Raw genomic sequence first — 20,769 nt, forward strand, 5'->3', positions numbered from 1 at the left:
CACACGCCCCCGCGCCGACGCCGGAAGGCGTGCGGGCACGGGGGCGCGCGGGCACCGGGGTGCCCGAAGCCTCGTAAGGAATCAGCTGGTTCGGGCGCGGTGGGCGCGCAGGAAGTCCCAGGCGTCCGTCACGATCCCGGTGAGGTCCGAGCGGCTCGGGGTCCAGCCGAGGCGCTCGTGGGCCGTCCGGGCGGAGGCGACGAGCACCGCCGGGTCGCCGGCCCGGCGCGGGGCGAGGACCTCGGGGATCTCCTTGCCGGTGACCTTGCGGACGGCCTCGATGACCTCGCGGACCGAAAACCCGCTGCCGTTGCCGAGGTTGCACACCAGGTGCTCCCCGGCAGCGGCGACCCGCAGGGCGGCCAGGTGGGCCTCCGCCAGGTCGGCGACGTGGATGTAGTCGCGCACGCAGGTGCCGTCCGGGGTCGGGTAGTCCTCCCCGAACACCGAGATCGACTCCCGCTCGCCCAGGGCCACTTGCAGGACCAGCGGGATCAGGTGCGATTCGGGGTCGTGGCGCTCGCCGAACCGCCCGTAGGCGCCCGCCACGTTGAAGTAGCGCAGGGAGACCGCCGCGAGGCCGTGGGCCGCGCACTCCCCCGCGATCATGTGGTCGACGGCCAGCTTCGAAGCCCCGTACGGGTTGGTCGGCGCGGTCACCGAGGACTCGCTGAGGGGTCCGTCGCCGCGCGGTTCCCCGTAGGTCGCGGCGGTGGAGGAGAACACCAGCTTGGCCACGCCCGCCTCGCGCATCGCGGCCAGCAGGGCGATGGTGCCGCCGACGTTGTTCGCCCAGTACTTGCCGGGGTTCGCCACGGACTCGCCCACCTGCGAGGAGGCCGCGAAGTGCAGGACCGCGTCGTAGGAGGGGTCCAGGTGCTCGGCCGCGTCCTGGATCCGGCCCTCGACGAACGTGGCGCCGGCCGGCACCCCTTCGCGGAATCCGGTGGAGAGGTCGTCGAGGACCGTGACCTCGTGGCCCGCCTCCAGGAGATGGGCGGCGACCACGCCGCCCACGTATCCGGCTCCGCCGGTGACCAGGTATTTGGAAGACGCCGTCTCACTCACGTGCCTACTGCCTCTCGCCGGGGACCGCATGCACGGTACGCATGCTGGTGACCGGCTTACCCGATCTCGCCCCGTCGGGGAAATCCGCGGACCGCATCAGAGGGAAGCGGCCCCGGGTCGCGGCAGTACGGCCCGGTCGAGCAGCCCGGTACGGGCGGCCAGCGCGGCCGCCTCCAGCCGGGAGCCCACGCCCAGCTTCATCAGCACCCGCTGCACGTGCGTGCGCGCGGTGCTCGGCGCGATGGCCATGCCCGCGGCGATCAGCCGGGTGTCCTCGCCCTCCGCGACCCGGACCAGGACCTCCACCTCCCGCGGGGTGAGCAGCCGCAGCAGCCTGCCGCCCTCGTCGTCGGGCTGGGCCGAGGGGTTGAGGAGTTCGGCGAACGCCCCCTGCAACAGCTGCGGGGCGATGGCCACTTCCCCGGCCCGGGCCTTGGCCAGGGCCCGCTCCACGCCCTCGATGCGCTCGTCGTGGCGCACGTACCCCGAGGCGCCCGCGGCGAAGGCCGCCGCGATGCCGCGCGGGCTCGGCACCGGCCCCAGGACGACCACGGCGATCTGCGGACGCTCCCGCTTGATCCGGACGATCGGCTCGAAGACCCCCGGCTCGGCGGGGGTGGCGGTGCCCAGCAGGCAGACCTCCGGGGCCCGGCTGATGACCAGTTCGGCGGCGCCCGCGGCCGGGGCGGCGGCCGCCAGGACCCGGTGGCCGCGCAGTTTCAGGGCCGAGGCGAGCGCCTCGGCCAGTAGCCGGTGCTCGTCGACCACCATGACCCGTACGCCCATTGAGGCACCCACCCCCGACCCTTCTGACCCGGCAAGCTACACGCTTGTTCGACGGTGTGGTGCGGATACCGCGCAGAAGCCCCCGGAAGGACGGACCTTCCGGGGGCTCCGGGGGTGAAGCGGAACGTTGAAGCGGAACGTGCCGCGGGTCAGCTCGTCGCGAAGGAGACGAAGGAGTAGTACGGGTCGGTGGCCACGGTGGACTTCGTCATCACGGCATTGCGCGCGATGAACAGCCTGCCGTTGTGGAAGAGGTACTCCCCGCTGTCCACCAGGTACTGGGACTCCGCGCGCTGGGATTCCTTGGTCGCCGGATTCTGCATGAGGACGGTCTCCTTCATCGTCTTGCCGTCGATGGAGACCACCTGGCCGCCGCCGTCGTAGGGCGGGGCCTTGTAGGCGATGACGTTCGACCCGTCCATCCGCAGCGGCACCATCGAGTAGCGCTCGCCCGCGTCGGCGCGGTCGGCCGTCTGCTTGCCGGTCTCCAGGTCGAAGGAGACGAGCTCGTTGGTGTCCCCGTACTCGGCCTTGCCCTTGTGGTCCTCGGTCGGCAGGTAGAGCTTGCCGTTGCCGACGACGGCGAGGCGGCAGTCCTCGACCTCGGTGCTGCCGCACTTCATGGCGTAGTTGCCCGAGGTGAGGGGGATGTGCGCCTTGAGCTGGCCCCCGTCGTCGATGACGAACAGGTCGCTGACGCCCGAGGCGTTCTTGGCGGTGTTGTTGACGTCCGCCGCGACGATCAGCGGCTTGGTGGAGACGATCTTGCCGTACTCGATGCCCGCGGAGAGCTTGTACGAGGACTTCTGCGCGCCCGTGACCGGGTCGAGGGCCTGCGCGTACATCGTGTAGTTCGGGTACTGGCCGCACCGGCGGATCGCGGCGAGGGCGGGGCCGCCGCCGTAGCCGAGGTCCTCGCAGTTGTCGGTGTCGGTCTTGGGCGCCCACAGCGGCTTGCCGTCGGCGAGGTTCCAGGCGGCGCCGCCGGAGGTGCCGCCCGCGGCCACGGTCTGGCCGCTGACGGTGATCTCGTCGAAGGTGACGGGCTTGTCGCCGCCGGTCTGGGACTTGGCGGTGCCGGACCACAGGAGCTTGCCGCTGATCAGGTCGATGACGCCGACCTGGTTGCACGGCTGGTACTTCTTGTCCGCCGTCGGCAGGGCCGCGTCGAAGAGGATCGCGGCCTTGTTGTCGGAGGAGAAGCGGCTGGCGCCGCAGACGTTCGCGTTGAGCGGGGTCTCCCACTTCTTGGCGCCGTCGGCGAGGTTGTAGCCGACCACCTTGGACACGTCCGACTTGACGTAGGTGGAGTCGGTCACCCAGGAGCCCGGGATCTGGACGATGTCGTCCGAGGCCGGCATCGGGAGGTTGAACAGCGTCTTGGACTTGGTGCTGGCGGGCACCTTCTCGCTGCCGCCGGCGCCCGGCTTGTCGCCGCCGGTGCCCGGGCTGGCCGTGCCGTCGGCGACGGGCTGCGTGCCGCCGTCCTTGCCGTCGCCGGAGGTGTACCAGAAGCCGCCCGCGACGATGAGGACGATGGCCAGGACGGCCGCGCCGACGATCATCAGCTGGGTGCGGACCTCGTTGCCGCCGCCGGAGCCCGTGCCGCCGGCCGCGCCCGCGGGCTGGGCCGCGTACATGGGCGTGGTGGCGGGCTGCTGCTCCTGCGGGTAGCCGTAGGCCGCCTGCGGATACCCGTACGCGGGCTCGGCGGACGACGCACCGGGCGCGACGGCCGGCGCACCGGGCGCGGGCGCGGCGGGCGGCGCACCCGGCGCGGGCTGCCCGGCCGGGACCGTCGGCGGCTGGGCCGGCTGCTGCGGGGGCGCCGGGGGCATGGCCGGCGGCACGGGGGGCGCCGGCGGGGTGGCGCCGAAGCCGCCCTGCCGGGGGTCCTCGGGCGCGCCGAAACCGCCGGACGGCGGCTGACTGGGGGGCGGCGGGGTACTCATCTGGTGCTACTGCCTCTCGGTGGGCGGCTCGGCGGACTCGTTCGCTGGGAATGGCTCACTTGCCGAAGACCATCAGGAACTTCTCGTCCTTGTTCTGGGCCGTGAGGTGGTCGACGGAGAGGAAGAGCCGTCCGTCCGCGTAGGCCACCTTCGGGGCGAAGAAAGAGCTCTCGACGGGGGCGGAGGCCCCGGAGGGGTTGCGCAGGACCACCGTGGGGGTGCCTCCGGCGGCCGGGATCGTGAGGACCTCGCCGCCCTTGTCGCTGTCCGCCCTGCGGTAGACGACCACCTGGCCGCCCGCGGCCTTGAGCGGGGTGATGGTGCGGCCGTCACCGGCCGGGGTGCGCCACTTCTGCTTGCCGGTGGTCAGGTCGAAGGCGACGATCTCGTTCGCCTTGCCCACATCGGCCGAGGTCGGCAGGTAGAGGGTGTTCGCGTCCACGTAGGAGGAGCCGCAACTCTGCAGGCCGCGGCCGAAGGAGCCGCCGAAGAGGCCGCCGCAGCCGACCGGGAAGCTGCCCTCGCCGGAGACGGTGGCGCGCTGCTTGCCGTCGGGGCCCAGGACCACGATGGAGCGTTCCTTCGCGCTGTTGCCGATGTCGAGGACGATCGGGTCGAGCGAGTAGACGGTCTTGACGTCGAAGCCCTTGGGGAGCTTGTAGATCCAGGTGTTCTTGCCGGTGGCCGGGTTCGCGTCCATGACCTCGACGGTCTTGTCGGCGTCCTGGCAGGTGGCGACGGCGAGCATCTTGCCGTTGGCGGCGGCGAAGTCGCCGGGCTGGCAGCCCTCGTCGCGCTTGTTGTCGAAGAGCTTGTCCCCCGTGCTGACCTTGAAGGCGCTGCTCATGCCCATCCGGTTGACGACGAGGGCGTCCCCGGTGAGGGCGAGGTCGGGGGTGGTGAAGATGTCGAAGAGGCCCTCCTTGGGAACCTCGTGCGACCACCCCTCCTTGCCGGCCTTGAGGTCGATCATCCGCATCTGGTTGCAGGTGGCGCTGTCGGACTCGCCGTCCTTGTACATGACGACGGTCTTGCCGTCCTCGGTGGTGCCGTCGGTGACCGAGCAGATCGCGGTGGGCAGGGTCAGGGTCCACTTCTGCTTGCCGTCCGCGACCGTGTAACCGGTGATCGTCTTCCAGGCGGTCTTGACGACGGTGTCGCCGACGACCCACTGGCCCTTGGCGTCCACGCCCGCACCCGGGCCGTCGATCTTGCTGGTCTTGAACCAGAGGACCTTGTCCTCGCCCGGCTTGCGCCCGGCGTTGAGGTCCTCGTTGTCGCCGCTGCCGTTGCCGCTGCCGTCGCCCTTGTCCACGGAAGGGGACGGGGAGGCCTTGTCGTCGGCGGGCGCCGTGGAGTCCTGCGCGACGGGATGGTCCTTGCCCTTGCTGTCGCCCGTGAAGAGGAAGTAGCCGCCGGTGCCCAGGAGGAGCACGCCGGCGACGGCCGCCGCGATCACCACGTTGCGCTTCTTGCCCTGCGACGAGGACGGGCCCGGCTGCACGGGCGGCATCGGGGGCATGCCGGGGGGCGGCGGCGGGAAGCCGTAGCCGCCGGGGGGCTGCTGGCCGTACGGGCCCTGCGGCGCCTGGGGCGGCTGCTGGCCGTACGGACCCTGCGGCGCCTGCTGGGGCTGCTGGGCGTACGGGTTCTCGCCCTGCTGCGGCGGATACCCGTAACCCGGCTGCGGCGGTCCGGGCAGGTGCCCGTAACCCGAAGGTGACGGCGGCTGGTTCGGCGGCTGGGGCGGCTCGGTCATCAGCGCATACCTTCGGATTCGGGTGGTGGGAGGATGACCTTTCTATCACTGACGGCGAGAAAAGCGCCGGGCCGGTCACCCCCTGTTCCCAAGGGAGGACCGGCCCGTGATGCCGTCGTTATCCGGCCAGTTGGGGCCGGCGGGGGCGGAACCTACGCCTCCTCGGCCAGCTCCAGCCAGCGCATCTCCAACTCGTCCCGGTTCGAGATGAGTTCCCGCAGTTCCGCGTCGAGCTTGGCGACCTTGTCGAAGTCGGTGGAGTTCTCGGCGATCTGCGCGTGCAGGCTGCTCTCGCGGTCCGACATCTTGTTGAGCTGCCGCTCGATCTTCTGCAGTTCCTTCTTCGCGGCGCGGGAGTCCCCGGAGGAGGAGGACTTGGCCGCGGAGCCCGCGGCGGGGGCCGGGGAGGCCGCCTCGATCATCTTCTGGCGGCGCTCCAGGTACTCGTCGAGGCCGCGCGGCAGCATCCGCAGGCTCGCGTCTCCGAGCAGGGCCATCACCGTGTCGGTGGTGCGCTCGATGAAGAACCGGTCGTGCGAGATCACGATCATCGACCCGGGCCAGCCGTCGAGGAGGTCCTCCAGCTGGGTCAGGGTCTCGATGTCGAGGTCGTTGGTGGGCTCGTCGAGGAAGAGGACGTTGGGCTCGTCCATCAGCAGGCGCAGGATCTGCAGCCGGCGCCGCTCACCACCGGAGAGGTCGCCGACCGGCGTCCACTGCTTCTCCTTGGTGAAACCGAACTGCTCGCACAGCTGGCCCGCCGTCATCTCCCGGCCCTGGCCGAGGTCGACCCGGTCGCGCACGCGCTGCACGGCCTCCAGGACCCGCAGGGACGGGTCGAGTTCGCCGACCTCCTGAGAGAGGTAGGCCAGCTTGACCGTCTTGCCGACGGTCACGGTGCCGGCGGCCGGCTGGACCTCGCCCTGGGTGCGGGCGGCCTCGCCGAGGGCGCGCAGCAGGGAGGTCTTGCCGGCGCCGTTGACGCCGACGAGACCCACGCGGTCGCCGGGGCCGAGGTGCCAGGTCAGGTGCTTGAGGAGGGTCTTGGGCCCGGCCTGGACGGTCACGTCCTCCAGGTCGAACACCGTCTTGCCCAGGCGTGCGTTGGCGAACTTCATCAGCGCGGACTTGTCGCGCGGCGGCGGCACGTCGGCGATCAGCTCGTTGGCGGCCTCGATGCGGTAGCGCGGCTTGGAGGTCCGCGCCGGGGCGCCGCGGCGCAGCCAGGCCAGCTCCTTGCGCATCAGGTTCTGGCGCTTGGACTCCTCGGTGGCGGCGATGCGGTCGCGCTCGGCGCGGGCGAAGACGTAGTCGCTGTAGCCGCCCTCGTACTCGTGGACGTCACCGCGCTGCACGTCCCACATGCGGGTGCAGACCTGGTCGAGGAACCACCGGTCGTGGGTGACGCAGACGAGCGCGGAGCGGCGCTCCTGGAGGTGCTTGGCCAGCCAGGAGATGCCCTCGACGTCGAGGTGGTTGGTGGGCTCGTCGAGTACGAGGAGTTCCTGGTCGGCGATGAGGAGCTGGGCGAGCGCGATGCGGCGGCGCTCACCGCCGGAGAGCGGGCCGATGACGGTGTCGAGGCCCTGTCCGAAGCCGGGCAGGTCCAGCCCGCCGAAGAGTCCGGTCAGCACGTCGCGGATCTTGGCGTTGCCGGCCCACTCGTGGTCGGCCATGTCCCCGATGATCTCGTGCCGGACGGTGGCCTTGGGGTCCAGGGAGTCGTGCTGGGTGAGGACGCCCATGCGCAGCCCGCCCGACTGGGTGACCCGGCCGGTGTCCGGTTCCTCCAGCTTGGCGAGCATCCGGATGAGGGTGGTCTTGCCGTCGCCGTTGCGGCCGACGACACCGATCCGGTCCCCCTCCGATACGCCGAGGGAGATGCCGTCGAGCAGGGTACGGGTTCCGTACACCTTGCTGACTGCCTCGACATTGACCAGGTTGACGGCCATCAGGAGCGCTCCAGGGAAGGGGGGTGGATCAGCTCCCCAGCCTAACCGTCCGGGAAGTGCCCGAGCGTTCGACCAGGAGCCAGCCGCCCAGTGCCATCGCGATCGCCGCCGGGGCGGTGACCGGGACGGCGATCAGCGTGGCGCTGTGCCCGTGCAGGAGCCCGCCGAGGCCGGTCGAGGACAAGCCGAGGATCCCGAGCAGGCAGAGGGCGGTCCCCAGGGCCGCGCGGGGGCCGGAGCCGGTGGCGGCGCGGCCCGGACCGCGGCCCGTACCGCTGCTCGTGCCGGCGGCCGGACCGCTGCTGGCGGCCGGGGCCTCGAAGCGGCGGAAGAGCGCCACGAGTGCGCCGGTCAGCGCGGCGGCCGCCGCGAACCGCACCGGCACCTGGGCCCACCAGAGGGCTCCGGCGGGCTCGGGCAGCCGGAGCCCGAGGCCGAGCTGGGCCGCGTAGACGGCGAGCATCGCGGTGAGGTGCCAGAGGAAGGCGGTCATGGCCACCCCGTTGGCGGCGACCACCCGGCGCCACACGCGGGGCCGGGCCAGCCAGGCGGTCGCGGGGGCCTTGAGCAGTTCCACCGCCCCGACGAGCCAGATCCCGTGTGCGAGCAGGGCGAGGGTGGGCGGGGCCATGTTGGAGACCTTCTCGCCGGGCATCCCGACCATGGAAAGCGGGTACGGCCCGTACGCCACGAGCGCGACGGCCCCGGCCAGTCCGGCGGCGGCGAGGGCGCCGGGGCGCCGGATGCGGCCGTCGGCGCGCAGGAAGCCGAGCTGGTGGACGGCGAGCCAGACGAAGGCGAAGTTCAGGAACTCCACGTACGGGACCCCGCCCGCGAACCGCAGCAGGTCGACGAGGGCGGCGGCCCCGGCCAGCGCTCCGAACGCGCCCCACCCCCACCTCTGGTGGAGCCTGAGCAGGGGCGGGGTGAAGGCGACCATCGCGAGGTAGATCCCGATGAACCACAACGGCTGCGTGACCAGGCGCAGCGCGGCCCCCGACAGCCGCCCGCCGCCACCGCCGAGCAGCTGCACGGTGAGCGCGAAGCCCGTCCAGACGGCGACGAAGACGAGCGTGGGCCGCAGCAGCCGGCGCAGCCGCGCCCGCAGGAAGGCGGCGTAGACGGGCCCCTCGGTCCTGCGGGCGAGGGAGCGGTAGGAGAGGGCGTGCGAGAACCCTCCGACGAAGAAGAAGACCGGCATGACCTGCAGCCCCCAGGTGAGCACCTGGAGCGGCTCCACGATCGCGAGCAGGTTCCCTATGCCGTCGCCGCTGACCGCGGCCATCAGCCAGTGCCCGGCGATCACGGTCCCGAGCGAGGCGACCCTGAGCAGGTCCACGTAACGGTCCCGTGCGGCGGGGGTGGCTGCGGCGATTTCGCTTGCGGTGGCTCCCATGGCCTTACGGTCCCGCGTGGGGCTCGGCGGGAACAGGGCTCGGCTACTCACTTCGGGGTGAGTACCGCTGCGCGGGGCCTGCCCCTCCCCGCCCTTCCGCCGTTCCCCGGGGCTCCGCCCCGGACCCCGCTCCTCAAACGCCGGAGGGGCTGAAAATGCTCAGAGCAGCGTCGCGCCCGGGGCCGGGCTGGTTGCCGTGTGCGTGCTGCGGCAGGTGCCGGAGGCTTCCAGGGCGGCCGCTACCTTTGCCGCCGACTCCGCGTCGCGGACCAGGAAGGCCGTCGTGGGGCCCGAGCCGGAGACCAGGCCGGCCAGGGCTCCCGCGTCCGTGCCCGCGGCCAGGGTGTCGGCCAGTTGCGGGCGCAGCGAAAGGGCCGCGGGCTGGAGGCCGTTGGCCAGGGTCGCCGCCAGGGCGTCCGGGTCGCCGGAGGCCAGGGCGGCCAGCAGCGCCGGGGAGGCTTCCGGTGCGGGGACCTGCGTACCGGCGGTGAGGCGGTCGAACTCGCGGAACACCGCCGGGGTGGAGAGACCGCCGTCGGCGACCGCGAACACCCAGTGGAAGGCTCCGGCCGCCACCGGGGTCAGGATCTCCCCGCGCCCGGTGCCCAGCGCCGCCCCGCCGACCAGGCTGAACGGCACGTCGCTGCCGAGCTCCGCGCAGATCGCCAGGAGCTCCTCGGGCGGGGTCTTCAGACCCCAGAGCGCGTCGCAGGCGAGGAGGGCGGCCGCCCCGTCCGCGCTGCCGCCCGCCATGCCGCCCGCGACCGGGATCCGCTTGTCGATGTGCAGGTGGACGTCCGGGGCCAGGCCGTTCCTCGCCGCCAGGATCTCCGCCGCCCGGGCCGCGAGGTTGGTGCGGTCCAGCGGGACCTGGTCCGCGTCCGGGCCCGCGCAGCTCACCGTCAGCTCGGCGGCCGGGGCCGCCGTCACCTCGTCGTACAGCGAGACCGCGAGGAAGACGTTGGCCAGGTCGTGGAAGCCGTCGGCCCGCGCCGCGCCCACCGCCAGCTGGACGTTGACCTTCGCGGGGACCCGTACGGTGACCGCGCTGCTCACAGGGCCGGCCTCTCCGCCGGCGGCTTGTGCTCGGCGATCGCCGCGAACTCCTCGACGGTCAGGGACTCGCCGCGCGCCAGCGGGGCGATCCCGGCCGCGATCAGCGCGGCCTCGGCGCCCGCCGCGGAGCCGGCCCAGCCGGCCAGCGCGGCGCGCAGGCCCTTGCGGCGCTGCGCGAAGGCGGCGTCGACCACGGCGAAGACCTCGGACTTGGTGGCGGTGGTTTTGACCGGCTCCGCGCGGCGTACGAGCGAGACGAGGCCGGAGTCGACGTTCGGCGCGGGCCAGAAGACGTTGCGGCCGATGGAGCCGGCCCGCTTGACGTCCGCGTACCAGTTGGCCTTGACCGAGGGGACCCCGTAGACCTTGTTGCCGGGCTTGGCGGCGAGCCGGTCGGCGACCTCCGCCTGCACCATCACCAGGGTCCGCTCGATGCTCGGGAAGCGGTCGAGCATGGTCAGCAGCACCGGCACGGCCACGTTGTACGGGAGGTTGGCGACGAGCGCGGTCGGCGCCGGGCCGGGCAGTTCCTTCACCAGCATCGCGTCGGAGTGGACCAGCGCGAAGCGGTCCTTGCGCTCGGGCATCCGCGCTTCGATGGTGGCGGGCAGCGCGGCGGCCAGGATGTCGTCGATCTCCACGGCGACGACCCGGTCGGCGGCCTCCAGCAGCGCGAGCGTCAGCGAGCCGAGGCCCGGACCGACCTCGACGACCACGTCGTCCGGCCGTACCCCGGCGGTGCGCACGATGCGGCGCACCGTGTTGGCGTCGATGACGAAGTTCTGGCCCTTCTGCTTCGTCGGCCGTACGCCGAGTACGGCGGCCAGCTCCCGGATGTCGGCCGCGCCGAGGAGGGCGGTGGGGGTCTCGGGCTGGTCGGGCTCGGGCTGCTGCTCTGCGGTGCTCACCGATAAAGGGTACGGCCGCAGTGCGGCCACGGACTCGCCCCCCGCTGCACGTAGAGCTTCTTCGCGCGGAACGTCTGTTCCTGGCCCGGGGCGTCCTGGGGGCGGCCGCTGCCGCCGAGGGACTGCCAGGTCTGGACGTCGAACTGGTAGAGCCCCCCGTAGGTCCCCGACGCGTCGGTGGCGCCGGGGCGGCCGCCGGATTCGCACCGGGCCAGCGCGCTCCAGTCCAGGCCGTCCGCGCCCTCGACGGAGTCCGGCAGCGGCTTGGTGCCGACCTTGACGAGCTGGGTGACGGGCTCGCGGACGGTCTCCTCGGCGAGCTTGCGGGGCTTCTGGCGGACGCCGTTGACGGTCCGCAGGCCGTACGTGACCCTGCGCGCCCCGGGCCGCCCGGCGCGTTCGACGACTTCGGTGCCGGCGAAGAGGGCGGGGTCCTTGACCGTCTCGGTCTCGTACGGGATGCGTTCCTCGCGGACTTCGCGGGTGCCGGTGATGCGGAGCACCGTGACGGTCTGGCCGTCGCGGGGGTAGGCGCCGGGGGGCACCGAGGTGGTGTCCTCGCCGTGGAGCGTGATCCCGGCCTGGTCCAGGGCCTCCTGGACGGTGGCGGCGTTGGTGCGGATGGTGCTCTCGCGGCCGTCGGCCATGAAGGTGATGCTGCGTTCGGTGCGGACGGCGAGGTCCAAGCCGGTGCGGGGGACGGTGGCGGCGCGGGGGGCCGAGAGGTAGGCGCCCTCGGCGCGGATCCCGAGCTGGCGCAGAGCCCCGTCCACGGTGCGGGCGGTGGTCCACACCTCGCGGCGCTGCCCGTCGAGGGTCAGGCGCAGCGGGCGGCCGTAGCGGACGACGATCTCGTCGCCGTCGTCGAGGGCCGTGCGGCCGGCCGGGGCGACGAGGTCGTGGGGGCCGACGCCGAGCCGCTGGGCGGCGAGCAGGGTGTCGACGTCGCCGGCGAAGGTGTGCAGGGTCTGCGGGACCCCGTCCACGGTGAGGCGCACCTCCTTGTCGGCGGCGACGAAGGCGGTGGTGCCGCCCGCCAGGAACGCCACGACCAGCGCCTGCGGCACGATCCGCCGCCAGCTCTCGAGGGAGGCTCCGCCCGTGCCCGCCTGCCGTCGCCGCCGCTCGCGGTCGGTCCCCCGCCGCCGCCCGGGACCCGCCGGGGCCACCACCGCTTCGCCGGCCGCCCGACGGCGCCCGCTGCCGGGGCCGGGCCCGGGGCCCGCCGGGGCGGGCACCGTGTCGAGTCCGCCCCTGCGGCGGCCGGTGCCGGGCGCGGTGGCGGGCTCCGGTGGCGGGGCGGTGTCCGGCACGGGTGCGGCCGCCCTGCGCCGTCGCGAGCCTCCGCGTGGGGCGGGCACCCCGGGCTCCGGGCGGGGGTCCGGGTGCGGGTCGGGGTCGGCGTAGGAATCCGCGTACGGGTCCGCGTACGGGCTCGGGGCCAGGTCCGCCGCGGCCGTGCCCGGCGGCTGCTCGAGCGGCGCGGCCACGGCCTGGGCGGCCATCGCGTCCGCCCAGCCGACGACGCCCGCGGTTCCCGGGTCCGGATCCGGAGCCCAGGGATCCCGTCCACCGGCCGGCCAGGCCTCTCGGGTATCGCTCATGACGCTCGCTCCCCTGGTCCGTCCCGCTGCTTCGGGCACGGCACCCTAGCGGAGCGGATGTCACGCAACAAAGCGGGACGGCTACGTACTGTGGCGAACGGGTGAGAGCATCGGTCCCCGGCTCCGCACGGGGGCGGAGCCGGGCGGAAAACGGCCTCAGTAGTCGAAGGCGCGTGCCGTGTTCGATGCCAGGGCCGTGGCCATGGCGTCCTCGTCGATCCCGCGGACCGCGGCCATGGCCCGGACCGTCAGCGGAATGAGGTACGGGGCGTTGGGCCGTCCACGGTAGGGGGCCGGGGTGAGGTAGGGGGCGTCGGTCTCCACGAGGACCAGTTCCAGCGGGGCCACGGCGAGCGCGTCGCGCAGCGGCTGGGCGTTCTTGAAGGTGACGGTTCCCGCGAAGGACATGTAGTACCCGGCGGCCGCGCACTCCCGGGCCATGTCGGCGTCTCCGGAGTAGCAGTGGAAGACGGTCCGCTCGGGCGCGCCCTCCTCGCGCAGCACGCGCAGCACGTCCGCGTGGGCCTCGCGGTCGTGGATGACCAGGGCCTTGCCCTGCCGCTTGGCGATCTCGATGTGGGCGCGGAAGGAACGCTCCTGCGCGGCCATTCCCTCCGGTCCGGTCCGGAAGAAGTCCAGCCCGGTCTCGCCGACCGCCTTGACGTGCGCCAGCTGCGCGAGCGCTTCGATCTCGGCGAGCGCCTCGTCGAGGGCGGCTTCCCCGCCGCCCTGCCGGGCGCCCTGGCGGGACCAGCCGTCGGGGTCCCCGTGAACGATGCGGGGGGCTTCGTTGGGGTGCAGGGCCACGGCCGCGTGGACGTTCTCGTAGGCGGCGGCGGTCTCGGCCGCCCAGCGGGAGCCCTTCACGTCGCAGCCCACCTGCACGACCGTGGTCACGCCGACGGAGGCGGCCTTGGCCAGGCCTTCCTCGACGGTGCCGGACTGCATGTCCAGGTGGGTGTGGGAGTCGGCGACCGCCACCCGGAGCGGTTCGGGCAACGGGGGCGGCGCGTCGTTCGACGTACTACGGCTCATACGGCCGATCTTATGACCGGCGGAAGAACCCGAGGAGCCGGGCCATCAGCCCGCGCCGTTCCATCGGTACCGGTCCGGGGCTCGCGTGCGCCGGGCCGGCCCTGCGCTGCTTCGGGGTTTTCGAGGCCTCGTATCCCGCGGGCACCGGTCCGGCGATGCCGGGGGCGGCGCGGTGGTGGTAGAGCTGGTCGATCATTCCGAGGACCGACTTGACCTGCCCCTCCCGCATGATGCGCACCACGTGGCCGCCGCAGTTCATGCAGGTCGGGTTGGACAGCGGCGACGGAACCCGCTCCCCGTTCACGGTGTAGACGATGAACGGGTGTCCCATGCCGTCGACGTGGTGCTCGATCTCGTATCCCTGCTCCCAGCCGTATCCGCACTTCATGCACGCGAAGGCGTACGCCTCGTGCACGGTCGGCACTGCGGAAGCGGTCGCGGTGGGTACTGCGGTTGCGGTGGGCGCGGTGGGTGCGGCGACGGGTACCGGGGGTTCGGCGATCTCACTCATGCCAGCTCCTCTTGTTCCACTGGTGCATTGCCAGTGGACGCCTCTTCGGGCGGGAGCGCATCAGGCCCTGTCGACTGTTGGACGGTCTTTGGGCGACTCATGCCAAAAGTGCCCGGTGCGCGGTCTGAGCTTTGCTTTTCAGGTTAGCTCTTTACCGACCTACGGCACCTTTTGTGCCGCATTCTTTGCCGCGACCACCGCGTCGAAGACCTCGCGCTTGGGTACTCCGGCCTCCAGCGCGACCGCCGCGATGGCCTCCTTGCGCCGCTCGCCCGCCTCCTCGCGCACCCGTACCCGGTTCACCAGCTCCTCGGCGTCCACGTCTCCGGGGGCCGCCTCGGGCGCCCCCTCGACGACCACGGTGATCTCCCCGCGCACCCCTTCGGCGGCCCAGGCGGCCAGCTCGCCGAGCCCGCCGCGCTTGACCTCCTCGTACGTCTTGGTCAGCTCGCGGCAGACGGCGGCGCGGCGCTCGGCGCCGAAGACCTCGGCCATCGCGGCCAGGGTGTCGTCGAGCCGGTGCGGGGCCTCGAAGTAGACGAGGGTGCGGCGCTCCCCCGCGACCTCGCGGAGCCGGCTGAGGCGTTCGCCGGCCTTGCGCGGCAGGAACCCCTCGAAGCAGAAGCGGTCGACCGGCAGCCCGGACAGGGCGAGTGCGGTGAGGACGGCGGAGGGGCCTGGTACGGCCGTGACCTTGATGTCCTTCTCCACGGCGGCGGCGACCAGCCGGTAGCCGGGGTCGGAGACCGAGGGCATGCCCGCGTCGGTCACCAGCACGACGCGCTTGCCCGCCTCCAGGGCCTCGACCAGCTCGGGCGTGCGCGCGGACTCGTTGCCCTCGAAGTACGACAGGACGCGCCCGGTGGTGTACACGCCGAGCCCTTGCGTCAGCCGGCGCAGCCGCCGGGTGTCCTCGGCGGCGATCACGTCGGCCGCCAGCAGCTCGGTGGCGAGCCGCGGCGGCGCGTCGGCGAGGTCGCCGATGGGCGTCCCGGCGAGGACGAGCACACCGGCCCCGGGCACACCGGAGGCAACAGCCGCCCGGACCGGTGCGAGATCGGCCTCGTCAGCGGCTTCGTCAGCGGCTTCCGCTTCGGCCCCCTCAGCGGCTTCGACTTCGGCCTCGGCTTCGGCAGCCGCCGGGAAGACCTCCGAACCGCCCTCGGCGGAGGCTTCGGAAGGAGCCCCGGAAAGGGCTTCGGAGGGGGCTTCGGAGGCGCGGGGCCGGTCAATGGTCACCGCCCCATCCTCTCAGCCGTCCCACCCGGCTCACCCCGACGCTCCCGTCCCCCTGGGTCTGGCACAGCCTCGTTCCCTACGATGACCCGGTGACCAGTACCGCGACGCCGCCGCCCAGCCCCGCGGGGGCCCCGCCCGCCTCATCGGCGGGGTCCGACCCCGACCCCGGATCCGGACCCGCCGACCGGCCGTCAGCCTGGCTGCGCCGACTGCGCGGCTTCGGGTACGTGCCCCCCACCGGGGCGGCCGAGCGGTCGGACGTGGCCACCCGGCTGGTGCCCCCGTACGCCCGGCCGTCCGTTCAGCTCTGGGCGACCCTGGGCATCTCCCCGGCCGCCGCCGTGATCTGGCAGCGGGTGCTGGCCTGGGCCGGTCCGGTGCTGGTGGCGCTGGTCGCCGGGGCGCTGCGGTTCGCCCACCTGGGCACCCCGAAGGCGGTGATATTCGACGAGACGTACTACGCCAAGGACGCCTGGGCCACGATCCAGCAGGGTTACGAGGCGAGCTGGCCCAAGGAGATCGACAAGTCGATCCTCGCCAACCCGGACGGGGTGGCCCTCCCCCTGGACCCCGGGTACGTCGTGCACCCGCCGGTCGGCAAGTGGGTGATCGGTCTGGGCGAGTGGATGTTCGGCTTCGACCCGTTCGGCTGGCGGTTCATGACCGCTCTGCTGGGCACCCTGTCCGTTCTGATGCTGTGCCGGATCGGCCGGCGACTGTTCCGCTCCACCTTCCTGGGCTGCCTGGCCGGCCTGCTGATGGCGGTGGACGGCCTGCACCTGGTGATGAGCCGCACCGCGCTGCTCGACCTGGTCCTGATGTTCTTCGTGCTGGCGGCCTTCGGTTCGCTGCTCATCGACCGGGACCGGACGCGGGCCCGGCTCGCGGCGGCGCTCCCCGTGGACGAGGAGGGGCGGACCCGCCCGGACGCCCGGATCGCCGAGACGCTGAAGCTGGGCTGGCGCCCGTACCGGATCCTGGCCGGGATCTGCCTGGGGCTGGCCTTCGGCACGAAGTGGAACGGCCTGATCGTGCTGGCCTTCTTCGGCGTGCTGACCGTGATGTGGGACGCGGCCTCGCGCCGCACCGCGGGCGCGGGCACCCCGTACAAGGCGATGGTGCGCCGCGACGGCCTGCCCGGCTTCCTCTCCATCGTCCCCGTGGCGATCTCCGTCTACCTGGCCTCGTGGCTCGGCTGGATCCTCTCCCCCGACAACGGCAAGGGCGGCTACTTCCGCGACTGGGCCGCCAAGAACGACCAGCACAGCTCGTGGTCCTTCGTGCCGGAGTGGCTGCGGAGCCTGTGGCACTACGAGACCGAGGTCTACAAGTTCCACGTGGGCCTGACCTCCGGCCACACCTACGAGTCGAACCCGTGGAGCTGGCTGATCCTGGGCCGCCCCGTCTCCTTCTTCTACGAATCCCCCGCGCCGGGCACGGACGGCTGCCCGGCCAGCGAGAGCGCCAAGTGCGCCCGCGAGGTGCTGGCCCTGGGCACCCCGCTGCTGTGGTGGACCGGCTGCTTCGCCCTGCTGTACGTGCTGTGGCGGTGGTTCTTCCGCCGCGACTGGCGGGCGGGCGCGATCGCGTGCGCACTCGGCGCGGGCCTGCTGCCCTGGTTCAACTACCAGGAGCGGACCATCTTCTTCTTCTACGCGGTGGTCTTCATCCCCTACCTCTGCCTGGCGGTGGCCATGCTGATCGGCGCCCTCCTCGGCCCGGCCGGCTCCTCGGAACGCCGCCGCGCCCTGGGCGCGGTGGGTGCGGGCGTCCTGGTCCTCCTGATCGTCTGGAACTTCATCTACTTCTGGCCGATCTACACGGGCGAGTCCATCCCGATGGACTCCTGGAGAAACCGAATGTGGCTGGACACGTGGGTTTGAAGCGGCTGATCCCCCTCCCGCGGCCTGCACGGCGGGGCTGTTCCGGTCCGATAACAGCCCTGCGGACCGTCACGGGCTCCGAGTAAGGTCCACACCAAGGGTTCCTTGAACGCGTTCAGCGACCGGGGAGCCGCGGTACGGGGCACGGGGGACGGAGCAGTGGCAATGAACGGGGCGGCGAAGGGGGCCATCGTCGGCGGGGTGTTCCTCGCGATGGTGGGCGGAGCCGGATACGGGATGTACACGCTGGTCGGGGGCGACGGCGGGGACGACGCGAAGAGCACGAGCACGACCGGAGCCCCGGTGCCCGGGAAGGGCACCGGGCCGGTCACGGACAAGGAGACGGCGGAGACGGCCAAGGCCTTCTTCGCCGCCTGGTCGGCCGGGGACTCCCGGGCGGGCGCCGACCTGACGAACAACCCGGCGGCGGCCCAGGGCGCCCTGGGCGATTTCAAGACCGCGGCCTACGTGTCCAAGGTCGCGATCACCCCCGGCGCACAGACCGGGACCACGATCGCGTACTCCGTCGCCGCCGAGGTGACGTACGAGGGGATCACCAAGCCCCTCGCCTACGAGTCCAAGCTCACCGTGGTGCGCGGCAACACCTCCGGCAAGCCGCTGGTCGACTGGCAGCCCTCGGTGCTCCACCCGCAGCTCCAGAAGGACGAGCGGCTGCGCGCGGGCACCCCCGCCAGCCCGCCCGTCAAGGCCGTCGACCGCAACGGCAAGGAGCTGACGGCCGAGAAGTACCCCTCGCTGCGCAAGGTCCTGGACGACCTGCGCCAGAAGTACGGGGCCAAGCTGGGCGGCACGGGCGGCGCCGAGCTGTGGATCCAGCCGGCCGCCGCGGACGCCCCCCGGCGGTCCCTGCTGACGCTGGTCGAAGGCACCCCGGGGCGGATCGAGACCGTCCTGGACGCCGATGTGCAGGCGGCGGCCGAGAAGGCGGTCCTGAAGTTCCCGCAGGCCTCGGTGGTCGCCGTCCAGCCCAGCACCGGGAACGTCCTGGCCATCGCCGACCACCGGTCGGACGGCTTCTCCGCCTCCATCAGCGGCGGCCGGGCACCCGGCTCCACGATGAAGATCGTGACCGCCGCGATGCTGCTGGACCGGGGCCTGGTCTCCGCGGACAAGGTCGCCGAATGCCCTGCGGAAGTGTCGTGGGGAGGCCGGACCTTCAAGAACCTGAACGGCTTCAAGCTCGACAACGAGACCTTCGCGACGAGCTTCGCCCAGTCCTGCAACACCGCCTTCATCAAGCAGATCAAGCCCGTCAACGACGACGGCGCGCTCCCGAAGGAGGCCCGGGAGGTCTTCGGCATCGGCGTCGAATGGAAGGTCGGGGTGGCGACCGTGGACGGCAAGGTCCCGGACGCCACCGGTGCGTCGGCGGCCGCCGCGTACATCGGCCAGGGCCAGATCCAGATGAACCCGCTGACCATGGCCTCGATCACGGCCACCGCCCGGACCGGGGTGTTCCGTCAGCCGGTCGTCGTCAAGGCCTCCATGGACGACCGCGAGCTCGCCAGGGCCTCCCGGCCGATGAAGCCGTCGGTGACGGCGCAGCTGGTGCGGATGATGAAGCTGACGGCGACCAGCGGTACGGCCCGGGGCGCGATGTCCGCGGTCGGCGGCTCCGACAAGGGAGCGAAGACCGGCTCGGCGGAGGTCGACGGCGCGCAGAACCCGGACAGCTGGTTCACCGGGTTCAGCGGTGACGTCGCGGCCGCCGCGATGGTCGAGGGCGGCGGCCACGGCGGCGACGCGGCCGGCCCGATCGTGGCGACGGTCCTGAACGCGGGCTGACACGGCCCGGCAGCAGGCCGACGTCGCGGCGGGCTGACACCGGCGGCGGGCAGGCCGCCCCGGTCAGCGCTCCCGTACGTCGGCCAGTACGGCCCCCGCGTGCGCGATCAGCTCGCGCGGGGCCATCGGGAACACCGTGTGCGGGGTCCCGGCCGCCGCCCACACCTGCGTGTGGGCCAGTAGGGCCCGGTCGGCCAGGACCCGGGTGCGGGTCCGGTGCCCGAAGGGCGGTACGCCGCCGATGGCGTACCCGGTGGTCTCTCGGACCAGCGCCGCGTCGGCCCTGGTCACAGCGGTCGCGCCGAGCTCTTTTCGGACCGCCTCCACGTCCACCCGCGAGGCCCCGTCCATGAGCACCAGCACGGGGACCCCGTCCGCCGCGAAGATCAGCGACTTCACGATCTGGCTGAGTTCGCAGCCGATCGCGGCCGCCGCGTCGGCCGCGGTCCGGGTGCCGTCGGGGAAGGTGCGTACGTCCGGCTCCAGGCCCAGCTCGGCGAGGGCTTCGGCGAAACGCGGATGCATGGTCGTCGTCATACGGGCACGCTAACGCGGCACGCCGGGCCCGTGCGGGCCATTTGCGCGCTACAGCGCCGAGCGCAGGGCCCGGACCAGGGCCTGGGCGCGGGGGTCGGCGGTGACCGACTTGGCGTGGGCGTTGGTGACGTAGCCGAAGCCGATGCCCGACTCCGGGTCCGCGAAGGCGAGCGAGCCGCCGCGCCCGGGGTGCCCGAAGGAGGTCGGGGACAGCAGCGGTGAGGCGGGGCCGTGCAGCATGTAGCCGGGGCCGAAGCGCGTGTTGACCACCAGCACGCGGTCCGGGCCGGAGGAGAACTCCTTGCCCGCGAGCGCGGTGGTGGCCGGGGTGAAGATCCGCGCGCCGTCTTCGACCACCCCGATGGTGGCGGCGTAGAAGCGGGCCAGTGCGCGGGCCGTGCCGATGCCGGCCGAGGCCGGCAGTTCGGCGGCGCGGTAGGCGGGGTCGTTCTCGTCCGGCAGCGGATAGACGGCCGCGAAGGCGCGGCGGGTGAGTGAGTCCGGATCGGCGTAGGCCTCGGAAACGTTTCGCCTCGGCCGGGTCCTGAAGGTGCCGGCGCCCTCCGGCGGATCGACGGGCGCCACCCGGCCCACCCGGTGGGCCTCGGCCTCCGGCAGGCCGATCCAGAAGTCCAGGCCCAGCGGCTCGGCTATCTCCTCGGCCAGGATGCCGGCCAGCGAACGGCCGGTCGCCCGCAGCACGAGCTCGTTCAGCAGCCAGCTGAAGGTCTGCGCGTGGTAGCCGTGCTCGGTGCCGGGCTCCCAGAAGGCGTGCTGGGCCGCGACCGCGCGCGGTCCCGAGACCCCGTCGGCGGCCTCGGCCACGGTCAGTCCGCGGTCCAGGGCCGGGACTCCCGCACGGTGCGCGAGCAGGTCCCTGACCCGGGTGCGCTCCTTGCCGCCGGCCTTGAACTCCGGCCAGTACGAGCCCACCGGCGCGTCCAGGTCGAGCAGTCCGCGCTGCTGGAGCAGCAGTGGTACGGCGGCGGCCACGCCCTTGGTCACGGAGCGGACGATCTGCACGGTGTCCTCGGCCCACGGCTCCGTGCCGTTCGCGTCCTTGGTACCGCCCCACAGGTCCACGACCTTGCGCCCGTCCCGGTACACGGACACGGCCGCGCCCCGGTCCCCCAGCACCTGGAAGTTGCGTACGAACGCGTCCCTGACGGGCTCGAAGCCCTCCGCCACCGTCCCGTGGACATCCACGTTTGACTCCCAGCACTGTGCCGCGACGCCCCGACGGCGCCTACGACAGGATGCAACGCCCGCCTGACGGC

Annotated in this window: 16 protein-coding genes; 2 read left to right on the forward strand and 14 right to left on the reverse strand. The window is 72.8% G+C overall.

Annotated features, from left to right (window positions below):
- Window positions 1-81: 81 nt before the first annotated feature.
- The 12 genes from galE to rsmI all read right to left on the reverse strand — a co-directional run bounded on the left by galE (window position 82) and on the right by rsmI (window position 15,050).
- Window positions 82-1,068: a UDP-glucose 4-epimerase GalE gene (galE, locus tag OG490_RS14870; RefSeq protein ID WP_330296763.1), complete on the reverse strand. Its 987-nt coding sequence runs from the start codon at window positions 1,066-1,068 to the stop codon at window positions 82-84.
- 96 nt (window positions 1,069-1,164) lie between these two features.
- Entirely contained in the window at window positions 1,165-1,854 is a 690-nt protein-coding gene (locus OG490_RS14875) for a response regulator transcription factor (RefSeq protein WP_330300932.1), read from the reverse strand.
- A gap of 149 nt (window positions 1,855-2,003) precedes the next feature.
- The gene (locus tag OG490_RS14880; RefSeq protein WP_330296764.1) at window positions 2,004-3,806 is read right to left on the reverse strand and encodes an outer membrane protein assembly factor BamB family protein; all 1,803 of its coding nucleotides are present in this window, start codon (window positions 3,804-3,806) and stop codon (window positions 2,004-2,006) included.
- Between the two features lie 55 nt (window positions 3,807-3,861).
- The gene (locus tag OG490_RS14885) at window positions 3,862-5,565 is read right to left on the reverse strand and encodes an outer membrane protein assembly factor BamB family protein (RefSeq protein ID WP_330296765.1); all 1,704 of its coding nucleotides are present in this window, start codon (window positions 5,563-5,565) and stop codon (window positions 3,862-3,864) included.
- Window positions 5,566-5,717: 152 nt separating this feature from the next.
- Window positions 5,718-7,517 (reverse strand): ABC-F family ATP-binding cassette domain-containing protein, encoded by a 1,800-nt coding sequence (locus tag OG490_RS14890; protein ID WP_330296766.1) that lies wholly within the window; start codon window positions 7,515-7,517, stop codon window positions 5,718-5,720.
- A 28-nt stretch (window positions 7,518-7,545) separates the two neighbouring features.
- Window positions 7,546-8,913, reverse strand: coding sequence for an acyltransferase family protein (locus OG490_RS14895; RefSeq protein ID WP_330296767.1), 1,368 nt, complete (start codon window positions 8,911-8,913; stop codon window positions 7,546-7,548).
- A gap of 159 nt (window positions 8,914-9,072) precedes the next feature.
- Complete coding sequence (locus tag OG490_RS14900) at window positions 9,073-9,969, reverse strand: 4-(cytidine 5'-diphospho)-2-C-methyl-D-erythritol kinase (protein ID WP_330296768.1); 897 nt, start codon at window positions 9,967-9,969, stop codon at window positions 9,073-9,075.
- Window positions 9,966-10,877, reverse strand: a complete 912-nt coding sequence (gene rsmA, locus OG490_RS14905) for a 16S rRNA (adenine(1518)-N(6)/adenine(1519)-N(6))-dimethyltransferase RsmA (protein WP_330296769.1) — start codon at window positions 10,875-10,877, stop codon at window positions 9,966-9,968. Before rsmA ends, OG490_RS14900 begins: the two co-directional genes overlap by 4 nt.
- Complete coding sequence (locus OG490_RS14910; RefSeq protein WP_330296770.1) at window positions 10,874-12,481, reverse strand: ubiquitin-like domain-containing protein; 1,608 nt, start codon at window positions 12,479-12,481, stop codon at window positions 10,874-10,876. The genes rsmA and OG490_RS14910 overlap by 4 nt, the downstream gene beginning before the upstream one ends.
- A gap of 156 nt (window positions 12,482-12,637) precedes the next feature.
- Window positions 12,638-13,516: a TatD family hydrolase gene (locus OG490_RS14915; RefSeq protein WP_330296771.1), complete on the reverse strand. Its 879-nt coding sequence runs from the start codon at window positions 13,514-13,516 to the stop codon at window positions 12,638-12,640.
- A 10-nt stretch (window positions 13,517-13,526) separates the two neighbouring features.
- Window positions 13,527-13,904: a hypothetical protein gene (locus tag OG490_RS14920; protein ID WP_330300933.1), complete on the reverse strand. Its 378-nt coding sequence runs from the start codon at window positions 13,902-13,904 to the stop codon at window positions 13,527-13,529.
- Window positions 13,905-14,186: 282 nt separating this feature from the next.
- Window positions 14,187-15,050, reverse strand: coding sequence for a 16S rRNA (cytidine(1402)-2'-O)-methyltransferase (gene rsmI, locus OG490_RS14925; RefSeq protein ID WP_330300934.1), 864 nt, complete (start codon window positions 15,048-15,050; stop codon window positions 14,187-14,189).
- Window positions 15,051-15,355: 305 nt separating this feature from the next.
- Here rsmI and OG490_RS14930 point away from each other — a divergent pair, with 305 nt between their 5' ends.
- Entirely contained in the window at window positions 15,356-17,149 is a 1,794-nt protein-coding gene (locus tag OG490_RS14930) for a dolichyl-phosphate-mannose--protein mannosyltransferase (RefSeq protein ID WP_443065817.1), read from the forward strand.
- Window positions 17,150-17,314: 165 nt separating this feature from the next.
- Entirely contained in the window at window positions 17,315-18,955 is a 1,641-nt protein-coding gene (locus OG490_RS14935; protein WP_330296772.1) for a penicillin-binding transpeptidase domain-containing protein, read from the forward strand.
- Between the two features lie 63 nt (window positions 18,956-19,018).
- Here OG490_RS14935 and OG490_RS14940 read toward each other — a convergent pair whose 3' ends face one another.
- Both OG490_RS14940 and OG490_RS14945 read right to left on the reverse strand, forming a co-directional pair.
- Window positions 19,019-19,492 (reverse strand): YbaK/EbsC family protein, encoded by a 474-nt coding sequence (locus OG490_RS14940; protein ID WP_330296773.1) that lies wholly within the window; start codon window positions 19,490-19,492, stop codon window positions 19,019-19,021.
- Between the two features lie 48 nt (window positions 19,493-19,540).
- The gene (locus OG490_RS14945) at window positions 19,541-20,698 is read right to left on the reverse strand and encodes a serine hydrolase domain-containing protein (protein WP_330296774.1); all 1,158 of its coding nucleotides are present in this window, start codon (window positions 20,696-20,698) and stop codon (window positions 19,541-19,543) included.
- Between the last annotated feature and the right edge of the window lie 71 nt (window positions 20,699-20,769).

This window comes from Streptomyces sp. NBC_00503 (assembly GCF_036346895.1).
Lineage (GTDB): Bacteria > Actinomycetota > Actinomycetes > Streptomycetales > Streptomycetaceae > Streptomyces.

Bases quoted from the DNA above. Each gene is read 5' to 3' on its own strand.
- OG490_RS14940 (WP_330296773.1), bottom strand. From the start codon at position 19,492: ATGACGACGACCATGCATCCGCGTTTCGCCGAAGCCCTCGCCGAGCTG.
- OG490_RS14875 (WP_330300932.1), bottom strand. From the start codon at position 1,854: ATGGGCGTACGGGTCATGGTGGTCGACGAGCACCGGCTACTGGCCGAG.
- OG490_RS14915 (WP_330296771.1), bottom strand. From the start codon at position 13,516: ATGAGCCGTAGTACGTCGAACGACGCGCCGCCCCCGTTGCCCGAACCG.
- OG490_RS14890 (WP_330296766.1), bottom strand. From the start codon at position 7,517: ATGGCCGTCAACCTGGTCAATGTCGAGGCAGTCAGCAAGGTGTACGGA.
- OG490_RS14885 (WP_330296765.1), bottom strand. From the start codon at position 5,565: ATGACCGAGCCGCCCCAGCCGCCGAACCAGCCGCCGTCACCTTCGGGT.
- OG490_RS14910 (WP_330296770.1), bottom strand. From the start codon at position 12,481: ATGAGCGATACCCGAGAGGCCTGGCCGGCCGGTGGACGGGATCCCTGG.
- OG490_RS14920 (WP_330300933.1), bottom strand. From the start codon at position 13,904: ATGAAGTGCGGATACGGCTGGGAGCAGGGATACGAGATCGAGCACCAC.
- OG490_RS14880 (WP_330296764.1), bottom strand. From the start codon at position 3,806: ATGAGTACCCCGCCGCCCCCCAGTCAGCCGCCGTCCGGCGGTTTCGGC.
- OG490_RS14895 (WP_330296767.1), bottom strand. From the start codon at position 8,913: ATGGGAGCCACCGCAAGCGAAATCGCCGCAGCCACCCCCGCCGCACGG.
- OG490_RS14935 (WP_330296772.1), top strand. From the start codon at position 17,315: ATGAACGGGGCGGCGAAGGGGGCCATCGTCGGCGGGGTGTTCCTCGCG.